The sequence below is a fragment of the Enterococcus sp. DIV1328a genome (assembly GCF_050536905.1).
Classification (GTDB): domain Bacteria; phylum Bacillota; class Bacilli; order Lactobacillales; family Enterococcaceae; genus Enterococcus; species Enterococcus faecalis.
Genome location: NZ_CP172912.1, coordinates 799,688 through 821,015, shown reverse-complemented (window position 1 = coordinate 821,015; position 21,328 = coordinate 799,688). Strand labels below are relative to the sequence as shown.

Below are 21,328 nucleotides of genomic sequence, written 5' to 3'. Positions count from 1 at the left end.
TCCAAATTTGTTTATACAAAGCTAATAAGATTAGCTAATATACAAGATTAAAAAGAAATTTCATGATTTAACTCATAAAGAGATAAATCTGGTTTGTGTTTATTGTTTTCTAACGTGTCAATAATATCAGCTGCAACTACTTGGTTATCTAACATACCGATACATAAACCGCCTTTGCCTTCTTTTAGAAGTTCAACAGCATATGACCCAAATTTACTTGCTAATACACGGTCACGAGCACTTGGCGAGCCCCCACGAACCACGTGTCCTAAAATTGATACACGCGTATGGAAATCACCGTATTCAGAAAGTTTATCAGCAAATTCATTTCCGCCCATTACGCCTTCTGCTAAAATGATTAAGCAATGTTTTTTCCCGCGGTCGCGGCCTTCTTGAATACGTTTGGCAACGTTTTTCATATCAAAATCATGTTCAGGAATAATGATTTCATCTGCTCCGCCTGCCACGCCTGACCACAATGCGATATCACCAGCGTTACGTCCCATTACTTCGATAACGAATGTACGAACATGAGAAGTCGCTGTATCACGAATTCGGTCAATTGATTCCAAAACAGTGTTAATTGCTGTATCAAAACCGATTGTGAAATCTGTTCCAGGAATATCATTATCAATTGTTCCAGGAATTCCAACAGCGGGGAAACCACGTTTTGTCAAAGCCATTGCGCCATGATAAGAACCGTCTCCACCAATAACAACTAAGCCTTCAATACCGAATTTTTTCAATTGTTCGATTCCTTTTAATTGCCCTTCTTCAGTAGCAAATTCAGGATAACGAGCAGAGTACAAGAATGTTCCACCACGTTGAATCTTATCGCCAACGTCAGCAACATCTAAACGACGGATGTCGCCTGCGACTAAACCGGCAAATCCATAGTTAATACCGTAAACTTCGATTCCATCAAAAATACTTTTGCGTACGACTGCACGAATTGCAGCGTTCATTCCAGGGGCATCTCCCCCGCTGGTTAAAATACCAATGCGTTTCATTCGCTATTTCACCTCATATAATATACTTTCAACTGCCAAAAGAAACCTTTTCGCAAAAATTGATATACAAAAATATTACGTCATTCATTTTACCATTAAAGAACCAAAATGTCTTGAGTTAAGAAGAAAAAAATGAAAAAAGTTGAAAACAACTAGTATTTTTTACCGTAAATCATTTGAAAATGACGTTTTGCTCGCCTAAAACGTAAGCTAATTGTTGCTGACTAGCGCTTGTATGAGCGACCCAGTTTTCTTCATTTAATACTATTTTCTTTCCTGTTTTTTCAAAATAGACAATCACTGGAATGTGTCCAGCATGACGACTGAGTACCTCTTTCATTTTCTGAAAAACGTCCGTTTGTTCGACATCTTTTGTAATTCTGATAAAACACGTTTCGTCACTAATTGATGTTTCTACTTGTTGCGCTTTTTCTATTCGTTGAACCAATATTTGCAATTCTTGATTGTACGTACTGCGTTCCACTTTTCCTTCCACATAATAAACTTGCCCTTTCTCGACACTCTGTCTTAACTGGCGAAAAACAGTTGGGAACAACGTTAGTGAAATACTTCCTGTTGTATCATCCCCATCAACAAAGGCCATTTGTTCTCCCTTTTTGGTCCGAATCGTCCGAATGTTTTTGACATAAATCAATAATTTCGTGGGCTGATTTTCAACAAGTTCATGAACAAGTTGCGTTTGCTTGGCTAAGCGTGTTTTTTTGAACTCTTCTGTCGGATGTCCTGATAAATAGACCCCTAAATATTGTTCTTCTTGTTCTAGTCGCTCTTCTAGCGGATAATCGGCAATTTCTTCTTCCTTTGGCTTCAACGTTTCTAACAAATCCATACTACCACCGCTGAGAAGAATACTTTGGATATTACTCTCTAAACCTACCGCTAATTGACGGCGATTGGGTGCAATTTCGTCAAATGCACCGATGGCAATCAATGGTTCGATATTTTCAACTTTCAACCACTTACGGTCAATTCGCAAAAGAAACTCATCGAACGTTTTGTACGGTCCATTTTCTCGGCGTTCATTTAAAATATTTTGAATGAAGTCTCGGCGGATTCCTTTTAAAGAACTAAAACCAAATAAAATTTGCTGTTGCTGATTTAGGTAAAAGCTGTAGTGACTTTGGTTAATTGACGGCTGCAAAATCGTCTGCTTGTTTTTTCTAGCTTCGCCAATATATTCTTTAATTTTTGTTGGATTATGACGAACAGAATGCAACAATGCGACATAAAAAGCACTCGGATAATGAACCTTCAAGTAAGCCATTTGAAAACCAATAAAGGAATAGGCAAATGCATGCGAGCGGTTAAAGCCATAATTAGCAAAGCGCTCAATATAATCGTACACTTGGTTAGCTGTTTCTTTGGGATAGCCTTGTTGTAACGCACCATTAACAAAATGATTCCGTTCTTCATCTAGCACATCTTTTTTCTTTTTACTAATGGCTCGACGTAAAATGTCAGCTTGCCCTAAAGAGAAGCCAGCCATTTTCGCAGCAACTTGCATAATCTGCTCTTGGTAAACAATAATTCCGTACGTATTTTCTAAAATGGGGGCGAGACTAGGCTCTGGATAACTAATTTGTTCCAAGCCTTTTTTCCGGCGGATGAAAACATCAATATTTTGCATCGGACCAGGACGATACAGGGCATTGACAGCAGCAATATCTTCAATGCTAGTTGGCCCTAATTTTCTTAATACATTCCGAATTCCAGCAGATTCAAACTGGAAAACGCCACTTGTTTCCCCTTTTCTAAATAAAGCCAGCGTTGTTTCGTCATCTAATGGAATCTGATTTAAACGAATGGTTCGATTATAGACGCGTTTAACAGCTGTAAGGGTATCATCAATGATAGATAAATTTCTTAAGCCCAAGAAATCCATTTTCAGAAGACCAATTTTTTCAACATCATTCATAGTAAATTGGGTCAATAAAATTTCATTCGATCCTGGTTGTAACGGAACCAAATTCAAAAGATTTTCATCACTAATTACCACACCTGCTGCGTGCGTAGAAACATGGCGAGGCAATCCTTCTAGCTGAACAGCTGTTTTATAGAGCAATTGATTATTTGGCGAAAAATTGACCAATTCTTGCATCCGTTTCGACTCTTGGTACGCTTCTTCTAACGTAATTTTCAGCTTGTTTGGGACAGCTGCCGACCAACGATTCGCTTCACTCTGGGACAACCCGAAAACACGTGCAACGTCCCGTAAAACCATTTTCGCAGCCATCGTACCAAACGTGGCAATTTGCGCCATGTGATAATGACCATATTTTTGACTGACATAAGCTAAAACTTCCTCCCGCCGATTATCAGGAATATCTAAATCAATATCGGGCATCGTGTAGCGTTCTGGATTCAAAAAACGTTCAAAAAGCAAATCATATTTGATTGGATCTACATCTGTAATTGATAACACATAGGACACTAAAGAGCCTGCAGCTGAACCTCGGCCAGCGCCTGTAACAATTTGATTGTTATGACAGAAGTCCATCACATCCCAAACGATTAAAAAGTAATCATCAAAGCCCATATTGTGAATGATGGTTAACTCTTTTTCTAATCGTTTTTGGTAAACTTCATTTAGATGAGGCACTCTTTCTGGTAATTTTTCTAAACACAATGTGCGTAAATAAGAACCAGCCGTTTGATTATCAGGCACAGGAAAATGCGGTAATAATTTTTGATGTAAAGGAATGTCAACTCGGCAATTTTCAGCTAGCTGAATCGTATTCTGGACCACTTCTGCACCAGCTATTTGAAGCATTTGTTCCATCGTCGTCTCTGCTTCGCGCAAGTAATTCAGACCTTCTATTTCCGGTGTTTGGCTTGTAATATTCAATTGATTATTTTCTTTGATGCTCTCAAGAACAGTAACGGCAAAGCCTTCTTCCCTTGTTAAATGACGTACCTCTTGCAAAGCCACGCCAGGTAATTGTTCTCTTTGGTAAAAAGAAAAGAGCGCTGGATTGCGTTGTTGATTCATTGAAAAAGAATGTTCAACAAATAACGACTGGGGATCAAAATATGAAGCAAGTTGTTGGAAAGCGTGAACCGCTTGTTGTTCATCTTCAAAAAATGTTTGGGCGACTTCTCCTTTAGCTGACAAAGTCACGGCAAATAAATCACTTAATAAGGATTGATGTTCCGCTAAGTAAAAGGGACCCTCTGTCGTCATTTTGCTGCTAGATAGTTGCATTAATTGCTGATACCCTTTTAAATTTTTAGCAAATAAAAGCAACTCGGAATGCCCTTCTTTTTCTACTGGGGTATATTCTAATCTTAAACCGATAATTGGTTGAATTCCCGCTTCTTGGCATGCTTCATAAAATTCAACCACCCCATGCAAGACATTGATATCGGTAATCGCTAATGTTTGATAACCTAACGCTTTCGCTTGTTTTACATAGGAACGAATCCTAACCGTACTAGATAAAAGCGAATAGGAAGTAACGGTATGTAATTGTGGAAATGACATTGGACAGCTCCTTTTTGAATCCTTGCTATTTTTTGCCTCTTCTCTTATTTTCCTATCGCGGATTCTTTACTTTTAAAGAAAATATGCTAAACTAAGAGCTAGAAAAGAGGTGCTCATATGCGTTATCTTGTTGTATTTTTCTGGACCTTCGCATTAGGCCAAGTCGTTGGATATATCGGCGGTGCATTATCTGGTGGTTCATACGACTTTAAAATGACAACGATTCTATCGTTGGCAACAGCCGTTATTATTTTATTAATTGCACACTTTGCAGTACCGAAAGAAACCAAACCTGTTAAATAAGAAAAAACCAGTTACTAAAGTTATTGTAACTGGTTTTTTTATCTTTTCAACTGTTTAGAGCTTTTTATTTAAAACTTTTCGGAAATTAAAGAAGGACAGCCCAATGTTTCCTAAAACGAAACAAGCGGTTACCAGAAAAACAGAAGAATAGCCAAAACCATGGGCAACAGTCGACCCTACCATCGGTCCTAAAACTTGACCGAAATTACTACACATCTGATTGTAACTATAAACTCTACTTACGCCCTCCGTTGGCGTTATTTTACTAATTAACGTATTAATCGATGGCATTAATGCGCCTGTTGAAAAACCTAAAAGGAATCGTAAAACACCTAACTGAAAAGGTGTTTGCACAAACGCCATGGGAATGTAACAAATAAAAGAAAGAATTAATCCGCCTAATAAAACTTTTTGGTTCCCAATGCGGTCCCCAATTTTTCCCAAAGTTGGAGAAGAAATAATTGCTGAAACGCCGGCAATCGAAACAATCAAACCACTAACAAATAATACATTCTCTGTATCGCCACTTAAAGATCGAATATATAGCGTTAAGATTGGGCTGATACTTGTAATTCCTAATTGTAAAATTAACGTAGTCACAAACAAACCAATCAATACTGAAACATGATCCATCTTACTAAAAATTTCTTTCGTCGTTAATAAATCCTTTTTCTCAACTGGTTGAAAATCTTCTTTAACTAAAAAGATAGTCAACAACGTTGTAATGAATAAAATAACGCCGGTAATAATAAAGACATTTTCCATTCCAAACCACTGTGCCAACGCACCGCCAATCGATGGCGCAATTAACGTCCCAGCAATTGCACCTGTTGATAATGTTCCTAGAGCCCAGCCATTTTTCTCTTTTGGCGCCTGCGACGCAATCATCGCTGTTGCGTTAGGAATATAGCCGGATAAAATCCCGTTCATAAAACGCATAATCAACAGCCAGTATACATTAGGGACAAATGCTAACGCCCCCATTGTGATCGTCATTCCTGCTGCAGCCCGAATCATCATAATTTTCCGACCTTTTCGATCAGCTAAATTTCCCCAAATCGGTGCAACAATCGCAGCAGCAAACGCCGTGACAGAAATTGCCAATCCAGAAAACAACTCTACTTGACTCTTAGGCGTCCCTAATTGTTCAACATATACTGGAATAAACGGCATAACTAAGCTAATACTCGCCCCTGTAAAAAAGCAACCAATCCATGCGACTAATAAATTCTGCTTCCATTTTATTTTCATACTTTTATCCACCTTATCACCTCTTCACCTACCACTATACTCTAAAAGAGTGAATCTCTCAAAAGAAAATTCTTTTAAAAAAAAGTCTGGCAGACCGGTCAAAACGACCAATCTGCCAGACTTCTTAACACTTGGGCTTAAGATAAATAGCTGAATAAATGCAACACCTTCGAAGCTAACCGCTGTTATCTCAGCCTCACTTCTGTTTACTATAAAATAGCTAAGATTACAAAGTTTAAGATAAACAACGCATCAATGACCCAAATAATTGGTGAAACTTCTTTGGCTTTTCCTTTGACTACTTTCACCACTGCATAAAAGATGAACCCAGCAGCAATCCCATACGAGATGCTATAACATAATCCCATGAAAATTGAAGCAAAAAATGCTGGAATCGCATCTTCTAAATCCGTCCAATTGATGTCTTTGAAAGAAGCTAACATCATAATTCCCACTAAAATTAACGCTGGAGCCGTAGCTTGTGCTGGCACAATAGCAATAAGTGGTGAAAAAAGACTACTTAGGGCAAATAGAATTGCTACCACTACCGATGTCAAACCTGTTCGACCACCCGCACCGATTCCTGCTGCACTTTCTACATAAGTTGTCGTATTCGATGTACCAAAAATCGCACCGATAGATGTTGCAATAGCATCTGCAAATAGAGCTTTGTCCATTTTAGTGCTGAAGCCCTTACTATCTTCTAAAGCTAATTCATCTTCTTTAGAGAAAATTCCTGTTCGACGTCCCGTACCGATAAATGTTCCAATTGTATCAAACGTATCTGATAAACTGAAGGCAATAATGGTCATTAAAACTTGAGGAATTTTTGAAGAATCGCTAAACAATGACTGTAAGCCCTCAACACCAAAAGCAGCGCCAAAAGTTGTACCTAATTCTTTAAATGAATTGCCCAACGAATTAGCATGCCAATCAACCGAAGCAGTGTCTACCACCCCCATTGGAATTGCGACTAACGTAGTAACCACAATGCCAATTAAAATAGCCCCACGAACATTGGTTACAACTAAAATCGTTGTTAAAACTAACCCAATTACCGCCAAAATAATAGCTGGATTATCAAAATTTCCTAAAGCGGGCACGATACTCGAACCATTCACAACACCATTTTGAGGTTCTGCTTGTACTGTGAAACTTAGTAAGCCAGCATTTTTCAACCCTACATAAGCGACAAAAATTCCAATCCCACCACCAATAGCATGTTGTAAACTCTCTGGAATTGCTTTAATAATCATTTTGCGAATTTTTGTCACTGTAATCAAAATATTAATCAAACCACAAATAAAAACCATTGCTAATGCTTGTTGCCAAGTATACCCCATCCCAAAAACGACCGTAAACGTGAAGAAAGCATTGAGTCCCATCCCCGGTGCTTGAGCGTAAGGTACATTAGCAAACAGCCCCATAATTAATGTACCGATGATTGAAGCAATAATGGTCGCTAAAAAAACAGCCTGAAAAGGCATCCCTGTTTCTGAAAGAATGGACGGATTAACAAATAAAATATAACTCATTGCAAAAAAGGTCGTAACCCCCGCCATTATTTCAGTTGATACCGTTGTCTTGTTTTCCTTTAATTTGAAAAACGTATTCATAATTGCACTTCTCTCCCTTAAAATCCATGTTTTCGAATAATTACTCTTTGATTATAAGAGAATCGCTATCTTTTTACAACAAAATATTAACTATTATATATATTTTTCTATATAACGTTCGTGTTTTGCAGATATAAAAAAAAGAAAAAGCTTTACATTGCTTCTTCTTTTCCTAATAATTGGATTAGCCCAAACAACAGCATCTGTAGAAACATCATTAATAAAATAAACATTAATTTTTGAAGGGACCAGTCAAAAAAGATAATTTTCACTGTTTCAATTGGACTCATAAAAAGATAGACACTGTGTAATCGATCAAAACGTCCAACATAAATCGCCAAAGCAGACAAGAAATGAAGGCTGGCTTGAAAGACTACAATTGTTTTATAGTCACAATAACTTTGCAATTTCTGACTAACAGTTGTTACTGTTTTCATCCCTAAAAGTCCATATATAACAATCCCGCTAGTTAAGCAAACAAACGCCCACCAATCACCAATTTGGTTTGCAAAAATCGTATTAAAGCCTCGATAAATAGATAGCGTTTCTAAATGAAAAAAATCCGTAAATAGGTACGGCGCATTAGGATAAAAAATTAACCAAGCAAAACCTATCAACCAATCCCTTTTACGTTTTTCTGCGTTTAAAAGATAACTAAGTTCAATTGGAATATAGGCTAACAACACGTTCAACGCCATAAAATGAAAATGCGTAGCAAATAACCACATATAGATACAATAGATTAAGGTGATCACTCGTAAATAATTTCTAGAATTTTTCAAGATGCTCTGCGCTCCTTTTTCAAACGGTTTATTTTAGTGTAGCATACTTCTTAAGCTTTTTTTTAAACCTTATAAATGAACATACTTCTCCCCTTGATAATCTTCGGTTTTATGCTAGACTGAGTAAAAGGCATTTAGGAGGAATTTTTACTTGAAAAAATTAATTGCTATTGATTTAGACGGCACAACATTAAATGCACAGTCTTTAATCAGTCCAAAAACCGAACAAACACTAAAAAAAGCGATTGACAACGGTCATTATGTCAGTATTGCCACTGGACGTCCCTATAGAATGAGTCATCAATTTTACCAACAACTTGGCCTAACGACCCCTATGGTTAACTTTAACGGCGCTTTAGTCCACATTCCAGAGAAAAAATGGGACTTGGAAAGCGAAGCCAATATTGAGCGTGACCTAGTCTTTGACATTTTGGCACAGAAAAAAGAATTACAATTAGATTTTGTTGCTGCTGAAAACAAAGAAACATTTTATATCGATACGTTAGATGGGTTCGATCCGAAATTTTTTGCTTCCAAAGCAACCTTAGATAATTTACTTAATGCTAAAAATTTACGAAGCAATCCTACCTCAATGATGGTTCGGACCACGCCAAACCAAGCTGAAAAAGTTGCTGATACATTGACAAAACAATATGGTGATTATATTGATGTCCGCACTTGGGGCGGTCCAATGCCTATTTTAGAAATGGTCGCAAAAGGAATTCAAAAGGCCCATGGCGTTGATCAAGTGGCGAACTTTTTATCTGTCAAACCAGCTGATATCATTGCTTTTGGCGATGAACATAATGACGAAGAAATGTTAAGTTATGCTGGTTGGGGTGTTGCTATGAACAATGCCACGGATAAAATTAAATCCGTAGCCAACGATGTCACTGAAAAAACAAATGATCAAGATGGTTTAGCAGATTACTTAGAAAATTATTTAGATCTATAAAAGGCTAAAATAAAAGTATTTCTTTAAAAAGAACTCACTTTGGTTTAGCTGATAATCTTAAGACTACAAAAGTAGGGCATAAGTCGAAACGACTTATGCCCTACTTTCGTTTTTTTATTCCTTCAATGAATTTTGAAACGTGCTGATTTTTTCAGCCAATCTTTGATAAGTAGTAAAAGACGGATGCTTTAGCTCTTGTTCTTCGTTAACGGATAAAGTTTGTTGTGTCGTAATGGCCTTTGTTAGTGCATCTACAAAATGAATAAAAGAATTGTTGGTTTGTTTATTGTATCCTGGTGAATAATATTTCGATTGACGATAAAAAGGCCGCAGGGCTGTTTCTGTGATTTTTTCCTGTTCATCTGAAAAGTATTCATCATAGCTGACATGTTTTATTTTCTGCTCTTCTGTTATCACTTGAAGTCGAGCGATTAGGCCATTGCCTAAATCTTCTGCGTAACCGATATACGTTTCTTTCGATGGCTCTTTTAGCCAAGTGTCCATCTCTGCTGCTAAAGGCATTAAACCTTCACGCGCAGAAGTTGATGAACCGCGTACCGTATAAAAATTACCTGTGACACGATTTTCGTCACGCATTTGTTTTTCTACATAAGTAATACCATTAACAACGGTGACTAACGTATCGTCTGTACGCGTGTTGCTTGCTTGAAATTCAGGATAATCTGACAGGCGTTTGTTGACACCCGAATAGCGTGTATCATAATAAGGGTCACTAGCAAACTCTGTAAACTCAACATTCAGAATCCGTTGCGTTTCAGGTTCCGTAATAATCTCTACAATGCCGTAATTTCCGCCAGTAAATACACCTTCATTTTTATAATAGTTACCCGTCATTAATCCCAAAGGCGGTTGATTGGACCAAAACATTTTTTCCTTTTTTTCTTCTGGTGTATATTTTGCTGGTGGGGTTGTCCCAAATGTCGTTTGTGTGGCCCCTGTAACCACTTCGTACGTGTATTCATGAGAATCAAAAGTCAATTGATTAGCAATCAGTTCGTCATTTTTAGTCGGCGCTTGTTTTTCCGCCGCAGAAGTCGTTTGATTGGTGACGGTAACTTGCTTCACTTGCTTTGTCTCTTGCGGACCACTTGTTGTTTGTTTCGTTGGCTCTTGATCTGGCGCACAACCAACCAGAATAAATAATCCGATAAAAACCACCATTCCTTTAATATATTTCATTCACTTCTCTCCTTTTTATAAACGCTTAATTTCCTCTTATCTCCAGTGTAGCAAACATTTATAAACCAAAACTGACGGAAAAATGAATAAATAATAAAAAAAAACGCTAAGTCTCCTGCAGCTTAAGAGACTTAGCGTTTTTTTATTTAATTGCTTGGCGCTTTTGGCGCAACCACTCTTCTTTAATGTGTTCAGATAGGCGAATCATTCGTTTACCAACTTCACTATATTGGTTAGTAGCTAAATTGGCTAAAGAAATTCGAACTGACCATTTGTCACTCCCGAAAGCATCCGCTTTTAAAAGCATTAATTTTTCTTTTTCTGCTAAAGAGGTTAATACTTTTGTGATCGTCCACGATTTCGTTAAATAGCTTGAAAATTCTGGGCCATAACGTTTTTCTGTCCAATCTCTAAAGTTAATTTCACAATAATATGCTGTATTTAAACTTGCTAAAGGCTCTTCAATGCCTAAGGTGCGGAACAAGAGCTTTTCACGCGTATGACAAATATCCATCACTTCGTCTTTATATGCTTGACCGTCTTTTAACAAAGCATACAAACTAAATAAAGCCATCATCGCTTGCTGAATAGAAGAAAGTCCCGCTGCATGGTTCAACGCAATATCGCGGCTGTCTGCGACTAAGCGGCTGATAAAGTTAATTTGGCTTGTGTCTGCATTCAATGTAGCATAACGTGCCTGTAATTCCATTTTTCGAGCCACTGGCAATTCTTTTAATAATTGATCAAAGATGTTCTCTTGACTAACCGCAATAGTCCCCACACGCCAACCGGTAGCGCCAAAGTATTTAGAATAAGAATAGATACAGGCTGTATTGTAAGGTAACTCCGTAAATAGTGAACGGAAAGCTGGCACAAAGGTTCCGTAAACGTCATCTGTTAAAATCATTAACTTAGGGTTATCCACTGCAACGATTTGTTTGATTTGTTCAATGGTAGGTTTTCCCATAGCATTAGCAGTTGGATTGCTGGGATTTACGACAAAAACCGCTTTGATGGACGGGTCTTTTAGTTTATCAATTTCCTTGTTTGAGTATTGATACGTCGTTTTTCCATCAATAATCATTTGCTCTGCTTTGATTTTAACCACGTCAAAATCATAACGTGGTAGTTCTGGAATTTCTAGATAAGGAGCAAACGTTGGTAATAACAACGCAATACGATCACCTTTTTCTAGTAAATAATTATTTGCCAACGTATCAAACAAGTAACAAATCCCTGCTGTACCACCTTCAACGGCAAAAATATCAAACGGTTGTGCTTCGCTGGAAAATAATTCTTGATTTAAATAGGCTTTAATCGGTTGTTCACACGCCTTCAAGCAACGAACAGGATTCGGATAATTATCCCCAATCACATAGTCTAACATGGCATCTAACCACATTTCCTTATCCATCCCAAAATAGTTATGCTCTGCTGTCCAAATTTCTTGTAAGAAGGTTGCCCCTTTGCTAGGATTTTCTGCTAAAAAGTTTAAGAAGCGTTGCGTTCTACCAAAACTTGGCTGAATCATACCAGCCGTTTGTTCGCTCCCCTCTCTTAACGTTTCTTTTGTAGCAAATTGACCTAATAAAAAAAAGGCTTCCCTTGGTGTTGGCGCCGTCCAATTAGGATTGCCTCGCCCTGCATTTAACAATGTTTCTAAATTATGATTTTCTTCATGTAATTTCTTCTCTAAAAATAGACTTAATTCAAACGGACTAAGGTTTTCTGTCAATTCATCACTTGTTATCATTTTATCCTCCTGAAGCACACGCAGTCATTTAGTATTTAGTATGTAGTCTATACTACTCTTCTACCTCCAGATGTCAACCATTTAAGCGGAATATTCTGACAATTAAAAAAAAAGAAACAATCCTTTATAAAAAATAAAGGATTGCTTCTTTTTCGCTGATTAACCAAAGAACCGTTGCATCTCAATTTTTGCTGATTGGACAGAATCAGAAGCATGGATTAAATTTTTGGTGACAGACAACCCATAATCCGCTCGTAAGGTGCCACTTTCAGCATCTAACGGATTCGTTGCTCCAACTAATTTACGCACTTTTTCAACCACATTGTCCCCTACAACGACCATCACAACCACTGGGCCACTTGTCATATAGGCTAATAATTCAGGGAAAAATAGTTCATCTTTTAAATGCTCATAATGTTCCTTCACTGTTTCTACTGTTAGTCGTTCGAATTTAAGGTGCAATAAGTCAATACCTTTATCTTCAAAACGTTGAATGATTTTGCCAACTAACTTTCGTTCAACGCCATCTGGCTTAATAATTACTAAACTTGTTTCCTTCATTTTTTCCATCCCTTTCAAAACTTCCTTTTGCCCTTTCCCAAGGGGTAGCTACAGAATAAAATGAAAGCGGATACTTTGTCAATGATAAATTTTCTTTTCCTTTTGATTAAATAAAAAATTAAAGATTATTCACAAGGTTTGTGAATTGTTCTTTCAGTTCTGTATTGCTTGTTTCTTTTAAAAACAAATAAGGTTGCTCCTCTACTGGCTGTTCTTTACTCACATAAACTTTGGCTTCACCATTCACTAAAGTAAATAAATAGACATGCTTCTGGGCAACTTGTGTCGCACTGTCAGAGTATACTGCCACCAGACAATAACCGCCTTCGCTGCCTGTTTCTGACCAATTTAACCAAATGGGATTGTTCCCAATAGCTGGTTGTATTTTAGGTTCATAACTCAATAAATCATCAGGCACTTGAATCGTGTAAAAAGCTACAGAGTGACCTGGTTGGTACGCTTGATAGTTCTGATTGCGTTCTTGACCCCAGGTTTCCATGTATTGTCCTAACTGTTTTGCTTTTTGCTGATTCCAAATCGTCCCTTCTTCTGTAACTAATTCAGTTAATTCTTGTGTTTGCGTTGTTTGCTCTAATTCCAACGCCGTGGTTTGACTAACTTCGGTTGCTGAAATCGCTCTTGTTTCTTCAGTATTTACATTGTTTGTTTGTACGGTTTGTACTTTCTGTGATTCCTCTTTCGATTTTTGCCAACCACAGCCAGATAAAACGCTTCCAACAACTGCTATCATGATAATCCCGTTTAGTTTCATTCCTTAAACTCCTGTTTTTATTTTTATTCTATCGAAATAAACCTAAAATCTCAATCCCTTTCTTTGGATAGTTGAAAACCATTTGGGAACTAGTAATTCTCCACAATTATAGTCCTCTAGTAATTGTTGGTATTGCTGTTCCATAGTCCTGATTTCTTTTTCACCAAAGCTCAGTGCCCAAACTAAAGAATAGAGTCCTGCGTGAAAAGTATAAAGCTTTTGAAACTGCCAAAATAAGGTAGGAACTTTCCCAGCAAAATAACCTTGTAATTGACCATAAGCAAACAATGGCGAAACATTTCTTGAAAAAAATTGTAACTTGTAAAATTCTTCATAAGGATCCCCAAAATCCCATCGATTAAAATCAATCACACCGACCTGCCTAGTTGGCAAGTAAATAAAATTTCCCACATGGAAATCTCCATGCTGATAAACCACAGGCCGTTGTTGCAATAACGGTAATTGTTTTTCTAAATATGAAATTATTGGCTGCTGGTACGGCATACAAAATTGAGATTCCTTATACTTATTTAGTTGGCTCTGCTTTTTTTCGTATAAATTTTGCGCAATCTCTCTTTGACTAATCCTTTCAGGCAACAAAAGCTTATGGATTTTGTTTAAATAGCGGCCCGCCTCTACGCCTAAGTTCAGTTGTCTTTTGGGAGAAAGAGCGGGTAAAACATCGCTTAAGTCTTCACCTTCTAGATACGTTAATAACATGTATCCTTGTTCACTTTCAGGAATAGGTGCACATAAAAAAGGTTTAGAACTGGGAAATCCTAACGCCGCTACTTTTTTGATAAATTGATATTCTTGTTGTTTAGCTAATAACTCTTCTTGTTGAAAAATTCGCAATAAAAAGGTTTCTTGATTTTTAGTAACTTTAAACTTTAAATCAGTTGACCAACCACGGTGAATAGCTTCAACTTTTTGCCATTGCTGAAACGCTGGAATCTTCTCAAACGCCCTCATTACTTTCGCCTCCATTTCCCTATTGGTTTTAGTATACCAAAGAAAAAAGGCGAGCCTGGGACAAAAATCACTTTGAATTTTTGTTCCAGGCTTAAAAATTGATAAACGGCGGGAACAGAAGCAACTCCTTCGGAAATAAGCCGAAATTCTCCAAAAATTAAAGAACAATTTTCGGAAATTCCTTCTTATTTCTCGGAGTTAAACACTTCTGTCCCGACCTCGTCACTGGTTATCGTTTTCTAGTTTTCCTTATATAAATCGTTCCACTTGTTACTAAGAAAGCTCCTCCTAAAACAATCCAGAAAGTACTAGGTACTTCTGCACCTGCTTTTGGTAATACTTTTTTGGGAAGCTGTTCTTGTTTCCCAATCATATTTTTATCAGAAAAAGCATGTGTACTTCCTGTTGATTTGGTTCCCTGATTTGCTGATGAATTCAGCGAATTAGCTAAGGATGACTCACTAGTAGTTTTTCCAGCTTTGTCTGGGTTTTGGTTTTGGTTTTGGTTTTGGTTTTGGTTTTGGTTTTGGTTTTGATCTTTTCCTTCGATTGGTCCTTCACTTGTTTTTGTTTCTTTGTCTTTATCTGGTTCGCCACTTGTATCTAGTTCTTTATCTTTATCTGGTTCGCCACTTGCATTTGGCTCTTTGTCTTTGTCTGGTTCGCCGCTTGCATCTGGCTCTTTGTCTTTGTCTGGTTCGCCGCTTGCATTTGGGTCTTTGTCTTTTTCTGGTTCGCCACTTGCATCTGGCTCTTTGTCTTTGTCTGGTTCTTCTACATGTGGTTGATTTATCTTGTGGTTATTTTCAAATAAAGCACCTAATTGTAGCAATGTTCGGTCTTCATTTAATGCACTATTAAATTGAATCCCCAAAGGCAGTCCTTCTTTTGAAACGTAAGTTGGTACACTTAATGCTGGATGTCCAAATAAATTTGCTTGTTGTGTAAACGGTGTATATGTGAACGCCGTCAGCCATTGGTCATAAATCAATTGTTTTTGTTCTGCTGGTGACAATTGATCAATTTTTTCCATCTGTGCTGCATGTTCTGGTTTTAGTAACGGATTATCAATACTAGGTGCCGTGGCAGCTGTCGTTGGTGTTAATAAGATAGGATACTGTTGATAAAATTCGTCCATCGCTTGTGCTTGTAAAGCAATATCTGTCCAAGCCGCAGTTGTCTCTTCACTCGTTATATTTTTTCCTGTTTGAAAAAGCGCCCATGTTAACAGTTCTACATCATTTCGTTCAAGCGGTCTTTTCAATTTCTGCCGCGCCATAAAATCGGCAATTCCTGCTGAGCCAGCAGCTACAGTATAATAATTTTTCATTAGACGTTCCCCATCAACAGGGTGCTTCACTTCAACCAATGTGTACCCTTGGTCTTTTAAAAAAGCAACAGCTTCAGCGACCGCCTCTTTTGCTTCGGCACTTACAGGCGTTCCGGCAGGAGATTCTGTTGTATAAGCAATGGGTTGCGCTTGACTTAAATGTCCCGCAGGAAGATCTTTTTTGGTTAATAAGGTTTCAAATAATGCATTTGTATCCGCCACGGTTCGACTTAAACCAAAGTGAACAGTTTGACCTTTTGCACTATTAGAATTGCCAATGATTACTCCTCTAGAAGGTTTCAAACCTACGGTGCCTGTCCAAGAAGCAGGGATGCGGATAGAGCCACCAGCATCACTTCCAGAAGCAATGGGAACAAATGCCGCGGCGACACTAGCACCCGCTCCGCCTGAAGAACCACCTGAATAATGGTTAGGATTCCATGGATTGACGGAAACGCCATATAACTTTGAATCTGAAATATTCTTCCAACCTAATTCTGGATAATTCGTTTGACCAATGATTATGAATCCGGCATTTTGTAGTGCTTTGACAAAGGTCGATGTCCCACCAGCTACTTGATCTCGGAGAAAACCAAAACCGTTCGTGTTGCTTTCACCTTTCAAGGATTGTCCTAACCCTTTTAGTAAGAGCGGCACACCTAGAAATGGTTGACCTGTATCTTGTAAAGCTTTTGCTTCTGTCAAAGCCGCTTCTTCTCGTAAAGTAATGACCGCATTTAATGTAGGATTTTCACGTTTAGTGATGGCCAACGCAATTTTTACTAATTCTTCGCTCGTCACCTTTTTTTCTCTTACTAAAGTTGCTAACTCCAGTGCAGTTGCTTGTTTATAATCTGCTTCTGAAAAAATATTCTCTGCAGAAACAGCGTTTCTATCTGTATCACTATTTTGTATCTCATTTGTGGTTCCAGTGGTTACTGCAACCACATTTCGGCTACTGCTTTCGGCGATTGCCGAAGAGGATTCTTTTTCCTGCATCACCGTTTGGCTAGTAGTTTCAGATTCCAAGTTAGTTACAGTCTGACTGGTTTCTGTTGTTACTGATTCCGTCTCTGTTTGAACGGTTGTTTCTAGTATACTTTCTTGTGCCAACATTGGTACCCCTACCAGTGTTTGGCTAATTAATAAAATAATCCCTAACTTTTTGAACAAAACCGACTTCTTCATAAGTCACATCCTTTATCTATTAATACAGTTAAAAAATCTGTATTACTTATAGCATAAATGAAAGCGATTAAAAAGTAAAGTTCTCTTGAAAATTCCCATGTTCAACTTTTAGGCTAGGTTCTTTTTATATGCTAAAATAGAATAAAAACGGAGGTTTTTTAATGGAATGGATTGAAATTAAGCACGCAACACAAAATAATTTGAAGAATATCTCTGTCAATATCCCTAAAAAGCAACTAACTGTTGTTACTGGACTTTCGGGTTCAGGAAAGTCCTCCTTAGTATTTGACACATTAGCCGCTGAATCACGTCGTGAACTAAATGATACATTTAGTTCGTTTGTTCAAAATTACTTACCCAAATATGGTCGTCCAGAAGTTGAAAAAATCGAGAATCTTCCTGTTGCAATTGTCATTGACCAGAAAAAAGTAGCAGGTAATTCTCGTTCGACAGTGGGAACGTACACAGATATTTATACGTTTTTACGTTTGCTGTTTTCACGAGCAGGTTCTCCATTTGTTGGTTATTCAGATACTTTTTCGTTTAATCATCCGGATGGAAAATGTCCAACATGCGATGGCTTAGGAAAGATTACCGAAATCAATCTTCATCAGCTAGTTGATTATGACAAATCATTAAACGAAGGGCCTATCGATTTCCCCACATTTACAGTTGGCAACTGGCGGTGGAAGCGTTATGCCCATAGTGGTCTATTTGATTTGGATAAAAAAATCAAGAACTATTCCCCTGAAGAGTTAGCATTATTTTTATATGCTCCACAACAAAAACTAGCTAATCCACCCAAAGAGTGGCCTCATACAGCTTTGTATGAAGGAATCGTCCCGCGCATGCAACGTAGCATATTGCATACAGACGAAGGCAAACGTCATCAAAAATACCTTAATCACTTTGTTACCGTAAAAAGATGTCCTGATTGTTTAGGAAGTAGAGTCAATGAACGTGTTCGTAGCTGCAAAATTAATCAGAAAAGTATTGCTGATGCTGTTGACATGCCACTCACTGAATTACATTCTTTTATTCGTTCGATGGACCTATCCTTAATAAAAACTATTCAAGAAGAGCTACTTGTACGTCTAGAAGCATTAATTAATATCGGTCTCTCCTACCTCACATTAGGACGAGCAACTGAAACACTTTCTGGTGGTGAAGCACAGCGGATTAAAATTGCTAAGTATGTAAACAGCGCCTTAAACGATATTATGTATATTTTAGATGAACCAAGTGCTGGCTTACATCCAAAGGACATCGAACGGATCAGTCGTGCATTGCTCAATTTAAAAAATAAAGGAAACACCGTGGTTCTGGTGGAACACAATCCACAATTAATTAGAGAAGCTGATTTTATCATCGATATAGGACCTTTCGCAGGCGAAAATGGTGGCCATGTCCAGTTTTCAGGAACGTATGACGCATTTTTAGCCTCCAAAACCTTGACTAGTCAAGCGCTTCAAGAGCCGCTCCCTTTAAACGACCAACCAAGAAAAGCAAGGAAGTCTTTATCAATTGAACATGCGACACTGCATAATTTAAACAATCTATCTGTCGAAGTTCCGTTAGGAGTTTTGACTGTTATTTGTGGGGTCGCTGGTTCAGGTAAATCATCATTAGCGGAAGAAATTTATCAAAAAGCCCAGGCTGATAACCAAGAAATTATTCATCTTTCACAAAAAAGCATTACCGCAAATTTACGATCCACACCTATGACCTATCTTAATATTTTTGATAAGGTCCGCAAACTGTTTGCGGAAGAAAATCATGTTAGTCCAGCTTTATTTAGCTATAATTCCAAAGGCGCCTGTCCTACTTGCAAGGGGAAAGGAATAATTGTCTCCGATATGTCTTTTATGGAGGATGTTACTAGTGTTTGCGAAACCTGTCACGGAACGCATTACAAAGAAGAGGTGCTTCATTATCTGTATAACGGAAAAAATATCGTTGAAGTACTAGCTTTAAGCGTTAAAGATGGCTATGATTTTTTCAAAGACCAGCCTTTTGCTCTTTCATTAAAAAATTTACTAGAAGTTGGCTTAAGCTATCTTAAACTCAATCAATCGCTCTCAACATTATCTGGTGGCGAATTGCAAAGGGTAAAATTAGCAGACACACTTCACCAAAAAAAAGCTATCTATTTAATGGATGAACCTACAGATGGTTTACACTTAATTGATATCCAACAAAGTCTTCAACTTTTCAATCGAATGGTAGAAGAAGGAAACAGCTTGATTTTATTAGAACATCACATTGATGTGATTAAAAGTGCCGACTGGTTGATTGAACTAGGTCCCGAAGGTGGAGAAAAAGGCGGACAGCTTCTTTTTACAGGAACGCCAGCAAATATGTTAAATTCCACTCATTCTATTACTAAAGGCTATCTATAAAATAAAAAGTACAAACGGTGCAAGCAATGAGCACCGTTTGTACTTTTTCTATTTCAACCCCACTTCCATCTTCACAGGTTGGTGATCTGTATATTTAAATTGTTCGTCCTTTGTTTTCACGCTATGAACAGCCACATTATCAGAAACAACAAAACCATCAATTACATACACTTGGGATGTTTCATAAGAGCCAGTGTAAGGCTTATTAAGCACCCGCACAGTCGGTTGTTGATCATCATAAGCAAGTGAAAAATGTTTAGGTAAGTCTGCAGGATCAATTTCTCCTGGCGCCCAACCAGCTTCCCCTAAGTCAGGATATCGATGACTGCCTTTGAAAACTTGATTAAAGTCACCTCCAGCAATTACATAGTTTCCTTTAGCGTATTCTTGGGATAATACCTCAGCTAACTTTTTGCTTTGAGCAATCTTCCCTTCCCCATTGTCATAGGCTTCCAAATGTAAGTTAAAAACCACTAATTCTTTGTCTGTGCCTTTAATTGGAAAGCGCGTTTCTAGAAGCGCTCGTTTTAAGTTACTAATGCTAACGGGCCAACGAAAGGGATTGGGTAAAGCAATGCGTTGGGCCTCTGTTATTTTTTCATTTGATAATGTTAATAAACCACTTTCTACTCGTCCAATCGGCGGCCAAGGAATGGGCACATAATCTACCTTAAAATTATAAGCAAATGCGCTGTTCAGCTGTAGCTGTTTTTGTAACTCTTCCTCTTGATTGACTTCATAAGAACGTTGCGAGCGACGATCGACTTCTTGGAATAAGTAAATCATCGCTGGTAATTCTTTCAAGGTTTCTTCAATGCCCGTTAAATTCTGTTGGACCATTGCCTTATTAACTGGTTGGACAGTTTTGCCACCGTCCATAAAAAAATCTTCTGTTTGTCCTAGGCCAGCATAGCCTATGTTATACGTGACTAAAGAAATGGATTGCTTTTTTTCGATGGTTTGCTCTGAAAATTGTTTATTTATAGCAACTGGTTCAACCGCTCGTGGTCGAAACTCTCGGAAGGTTAAATATCCTATCAAAATTAAAGCTATGCTTAGAAGAAGGACCATCAAGCTACCGAGATATTTAAAAAACTTTTTCATTGATTCCGATGTTCCTTTCACATTATGTCAAACCAAAAGTAGCAATTATCTTCGTTGCTACTTCTTCTGGTGTCATGTTTGAATTATTTATTTTCGTTATTTTTACATTTGGAAATGTACTTTCTAGTTCGCCTTCGTGGCTTACTAACCGATGTTCTTTGAAGGTATTGAGTAATTCTTTTCGAGAAAAGTCGACATCGCGTTTTGAAGGTTTTGCCTCTAGCCGCTCTGGATGAACATTCCGTTCTAGGCGGATTTCTGTTGAAGAGACGAGTTCGACGAAATAAACGGACTCATGTTTACTAAGAAAAATTTCTGATATTTCTTCTAAAAATTGAAAATCCTGTTCTTGATCAAAAGCAATCACCACTGTAAAAATAATGTTTTTTGTTGTATTTGTGGCTGGATTTTCTACAAAGGCATGAAAAAGTTCCTTTCTAACGGAATCAGACAATTGAAACGCACGTTCCGTATACCCAAGATAGTTTGCAAATAAGTCAATGGTTTGATGATTAAATAGTAATTTAGCATCTAACTGCTTTTCTAAAGCCTTGCCAACGGTCATTTTCCCGACAGCTTGGGCACCAATTAAAACGATTAAAGACATCAACTTTCCCTCCTCTAGTCTAA

Annotated in this window: 16 protein-coding genes; 3 read left to right on the top strand and 13 right to left on the bottom strand. The window is 37.8% G+C overall.

Features of this window, described 5'->3' with window-relative positions; genetic code table 11:
- Positions 1-47: 47 nt before the first annotated feature.
- Together pfkA and dnaE are read right to left on the bottom strand one after the other, a co-directional pair.
- Positions 48-1,010: a 6-phosphofructokinase gene (gene pfkA / locus IGL93_RS03985; RefSeq protein WP_002355947.1), complete on the bottom strand. Its 963-nt coding sequence runs from the start codon at positions 1,008-1,010 to the stop codon at positions 48-50.
- Positions 1,011-1,182: 172 nt separating this feature from the next.
- Positions 1,183-4,512 (bottom strand): DNA polymerase III subunit alpha, encoded by a 3,330-nt coding sequence (gene dnaE / locus IGL93_RS03980; protein ID WP_010775690.1) that lies wholly within the window; start codon positions 4,510-4,512, stop codon positions 1,183-1,185.
- A 117-nt stretch (positions 4,513-4,629) separates the two neighbouring features.
- Here dnaE and IGL93_RS03975 point away from each other — a divergent pair, with 117 nt between their 5' ends.
- Positions 4,630-4,815 (top strand): YjzD family protein, encoded by a 186-nt coding sequence (locus IGL93_RS03975; RefSeq protein WP_002355945.1) that lies wholly within the window; start codon positions 4,630-4,632, stop codon positions 4,813-4,815.
- A gap of 54 nt (positions 4,816-4,869) precedes the next feature.
- On the opposite strand, the gene IGL93_RS03970 is transcribed toward IGL93_RS03975, so the two are convergent.
- The 3 genes from IGL93_RS03970 to IGL93_RS03960 all read right to left on the bottom strand — a co-directional run bounded on the left by IGL93_RS03970 (position 4,870) and on the right by IGL93_RS03960 (position 8,410).
- On the bottom strand, positions 4,870-6,066 hold the full coding sequence (locus IGL93_RS03970; RefSeq protein WP_002381323.1) for a multidrug efflux MFS transporter: 1,197 nt from the start codon (positions 6,064-6,066) through the stop codon (positions 4,870-4,872).
- A gap of 209 nt (positions 6,067-6,275) precedes the next feature.
- A complete protein-coding gene (locus IGL93_RS03965; RefSeq protein WP_010713788.1) occupies positions 6,276-7,682 on the bottom strand; it encodes an NCS2 family permease in 1,407 nt (468 codons plus the stop codon).
- A 152-nt stretch (positions 7,683-7,834) separates the two neighbouring features.
- On the bottom strand, positions 7,835-8,410 hold the full coding sequence (locus IGL93_RS03960) for a DUF1361 domain-containing protein (RefSeq protein ID WP_024041642.1): 576 nt from the start codon (positions 8,408-8,410) through the stop codon (positions 7,835-7,837).
- Between the two features lie 205 nt (positions 8,411-8,615).
- Here IGL93_RS03960 and IGL93_RS03955 point away from each other — a divergent pair, with 205 nt between their 5' ends.
- Positions 8,616-9,419, top strand: a complete 804-nt coding sequence (locus IGL93_RS03955; RefSeq protein ID WP_010775688.1) for a Cof-type HAD-IIB family hydrolase — start codon at positions 8,616-8,618, stop codon at positions 9,417-9,419.
- Positions 9,420-9,533: 114 nt separating this feature from the next.
- Here the strand turns inward: IGL93_RS03955 and IGL93_RS03950 are convergent, their stop codons facing one another.
- The 6 genes from IGL93_RS03950 to IGL93_RS03925 all read right to left on the bottom strand — a co-directional run bounded on the left by IGL93_RS03950 (position 9,534) and on the right by IGL93_RS03925 (position 17,195).
- Positions 9,534-10,619 (bottom strand): hypothetical protein, encoded by a 1,086-nt coding sequence (locus IGL93_RS03950; RefSeq protein WP_010775687.1) that lies wholly within the window; start codon positions 10,617-10,619, stop codon positions 9,534-9,536.
- 142 nt (positions 10,620-10,761) lie between these two features.
- The gene (gene aspD, locus IGL93_RS03945) at positions 10,762-12,372 is read right to left on the bottom strand and encodes an aspartate 4-decarboxylase (protein ID WP_002355939.1); all 1,611 of its coding nucleotides are present in this window, start codon (positions 12,370-12,372) and stop codon (positions 10,762-10,764) included.
- A 159-nt stretch (positions 12,373-12,531) separates the two neighbouring features.
- Positions 12,532-12,942, bottom strand: coding sequence for a nucleoside-diphosphate kinase (gene ndk, locus IGL93_RS03940; protein ID WP_025192106.1), 411 nt, complete (start codon positions 12,940-12,942; stop codon positions 12,532-12,534).
- 109 nt (positions 12,943-13,051) lie between these two features.
- Complete coding sequence (locus IGL93_RS03935) at positions 13,052-13,705, bottom strand: DUF4767 domain-containing protein (RefSeq protein WP_002409092.1); 654 nt, start codon at positions 13,703-13,705, stop codon at positions 13,052-13,054.
- A 42-nt stretch (positions 13,706-13,747) separates the two neighbouring features.
- Positions 13,748-14,692, bottom strand: a complete 945-nt coding sequence (locus IGL93_RS03930; RefSeq protein ID WP_002387052.1) for an aminoglycoside phosphotransferase family protein — start codon at positions 14,690-14,692, stop codon at positions 13,748-13,750.
- 214 nt (positions 14,693-14,906) lie between these two features.
- Positions 14,907-17,195 carry an amidase family protein gene (locus IGL93_RS03925; protein ID WP_174093441.1) on the bottom strand — a complete coding sequence of 763 codons (2,289 nt, stop codon included), beginning with the start codon at positions 17,193-17,195 and terminating at the stop codon, positions 14,907-14,909.
- A 161-nt stretch (positions 17,196-17,356) separates the two neighbouring features.
- Between IGL93_RS03925 and IGL93_RS03920 the strand changes: the two genes are divergently transcribed.
- On the top strand, positions 17,357-19,594 hold the full coding sequence (locus IGL93_RS03920) for an ATP-binding cassette domain-containing protein (protein ID WP_430600022.1): 2,238 nt from the start codon (positions 17,357-17,359) through the stop codon (positions 19,592-19,594).
- Between the two features lie 48 nt (positions 19,595-19,642).
- Here the strand turns inward: IGL93_RS03920 and IGL93_RS03915 are convergent, their stop codons facing one another.
- Positions 19,643-20,698, bottom strand: a complete 1,056-nt coding sequence (locus IGL93_RS03915) for an endonuclease/exonuclease/phosphatase family protein (RefSeq protein ID WP_010713795.1) — start codon at positions 20,696-20,698, stop codon at positions 19,643-19,645.
- Positions 20,699-20,720: 22 nt separating this feature from the next.
- Positions 20,721-21,305, bottom strand: coding sequence for an AAA family ATPase (locus IGL93_RS03910; protein ID WP_002364651.1), 585 nt, complete (start codon positions 21,303-21,305; stop codon positions 20,721-20,723).
- Positions 21,306-21,328 lie beyond the last annotated feature (23 nt).

Bases quoted from the DNA above. Each gene is read 5' to 3' on its own strand.
- pfkA (WP_002355947.1), bottom strand. From the start codon at position 1,010: ATGAAACGCATTGGTATTTTAACCAGCGGGGGAGATGCCCCTGGAATG.
- dnaE (WP_010775690.1), bottom strand. From the start codon at position 4,512: ATGTCATTTCCACAATTACATACCGTTACTTCCTATTCGCTTTTATCT.
- IGL93_RS03975 (WP_002355945.1), top strand. From the start codon at position 4,630: ATGCGTTATCTTGTTGTATTTTTCTGGACCTTCGCATTAGGCCAAGTC.
- IGL93_RS03970 (WP_002381323.1), bottom strand. From the start codon at position 6,066: ATGAAAATAAAATGGAAGCAGAATTTATTAGTCGCATGGATTGGTTGC.
- IGL93_RS03965 (WP_010713788.1), bottom strand. From the start codon at position 7,682: ATGAATACGTTTTTCAAATTAAAGGAAAACAAGACAACGGTATCAACT.
- IGL93_RS03960 (WP_024041642.1), bottom strand. From the start codon at position 8,410: ATGTGGTTATTTGCTACGCATTTTCATTTTATGGCGTTGAACGTGTTG.
- IGL93_RS03950 (WP_010775687.1), bottom strand. From the start codon at position 10,619: ATGAAATATATTAAAGGAATGGTGGTTTTTATCGGATTATTTATTCTG.
- aspD (WP_002355939.1), bottom strand. From the start codon at position 12,372: ATGATAACAAGTGATGAATTGACAGAAAACCTTAGTCCGTTTGAATTA.
- ndk (WP_025192106.1), bottom strand. From the start codon at position 12,942: ATGGAAAAAATGAAGGAAACAAGTTTAGTAATTATTAAGCCAGATGGC.
- IGL93_RS03935 (WP_002409092.1), bottom strand. From the start codon at position 13,705: ATGAAACTAAACGGGATTATCATGATAGCAGTTGTTGGAAGCGTTTTA.
- IGL93_RS03930 (WP_002387052.1), bottom strand. From the start codon at position 14,692: ATGGAGGCGAAAGTAATGAGGGCGTTTGAGAAGATTCCAGCGTTTCAG.
- IGL93_RS03925 (WP_174093441.1), bottom strand. From the start codon at position 17,195: ATGAAGAAGTCGGTTTTGTTCAAAAAGTTAGGGATTATTTTATTAATT.
- IGL93_RS03920 (WP_430600022.1), top strand. From the start codon at position 17,357: ATGGAATGGATTGAAATTAAGCACGCAACACAAAATAATTTGAAGAAT.
- IGL93_RS03915 (WP_010713795.1), bottom strand. From the start codon at position 20,698: ATGAAAAAGTTTTTTAAATATCTCGGTAGCTTGATGGTCCTTCTTCTA.
- IGL93_RS03910 (WP_002364651.1), bottom strand. From the start codon at position 21,305: ATGTCTTTAATCGTTTTAATTGGTGCCCAAGCTGTCGGGAAAATGACC.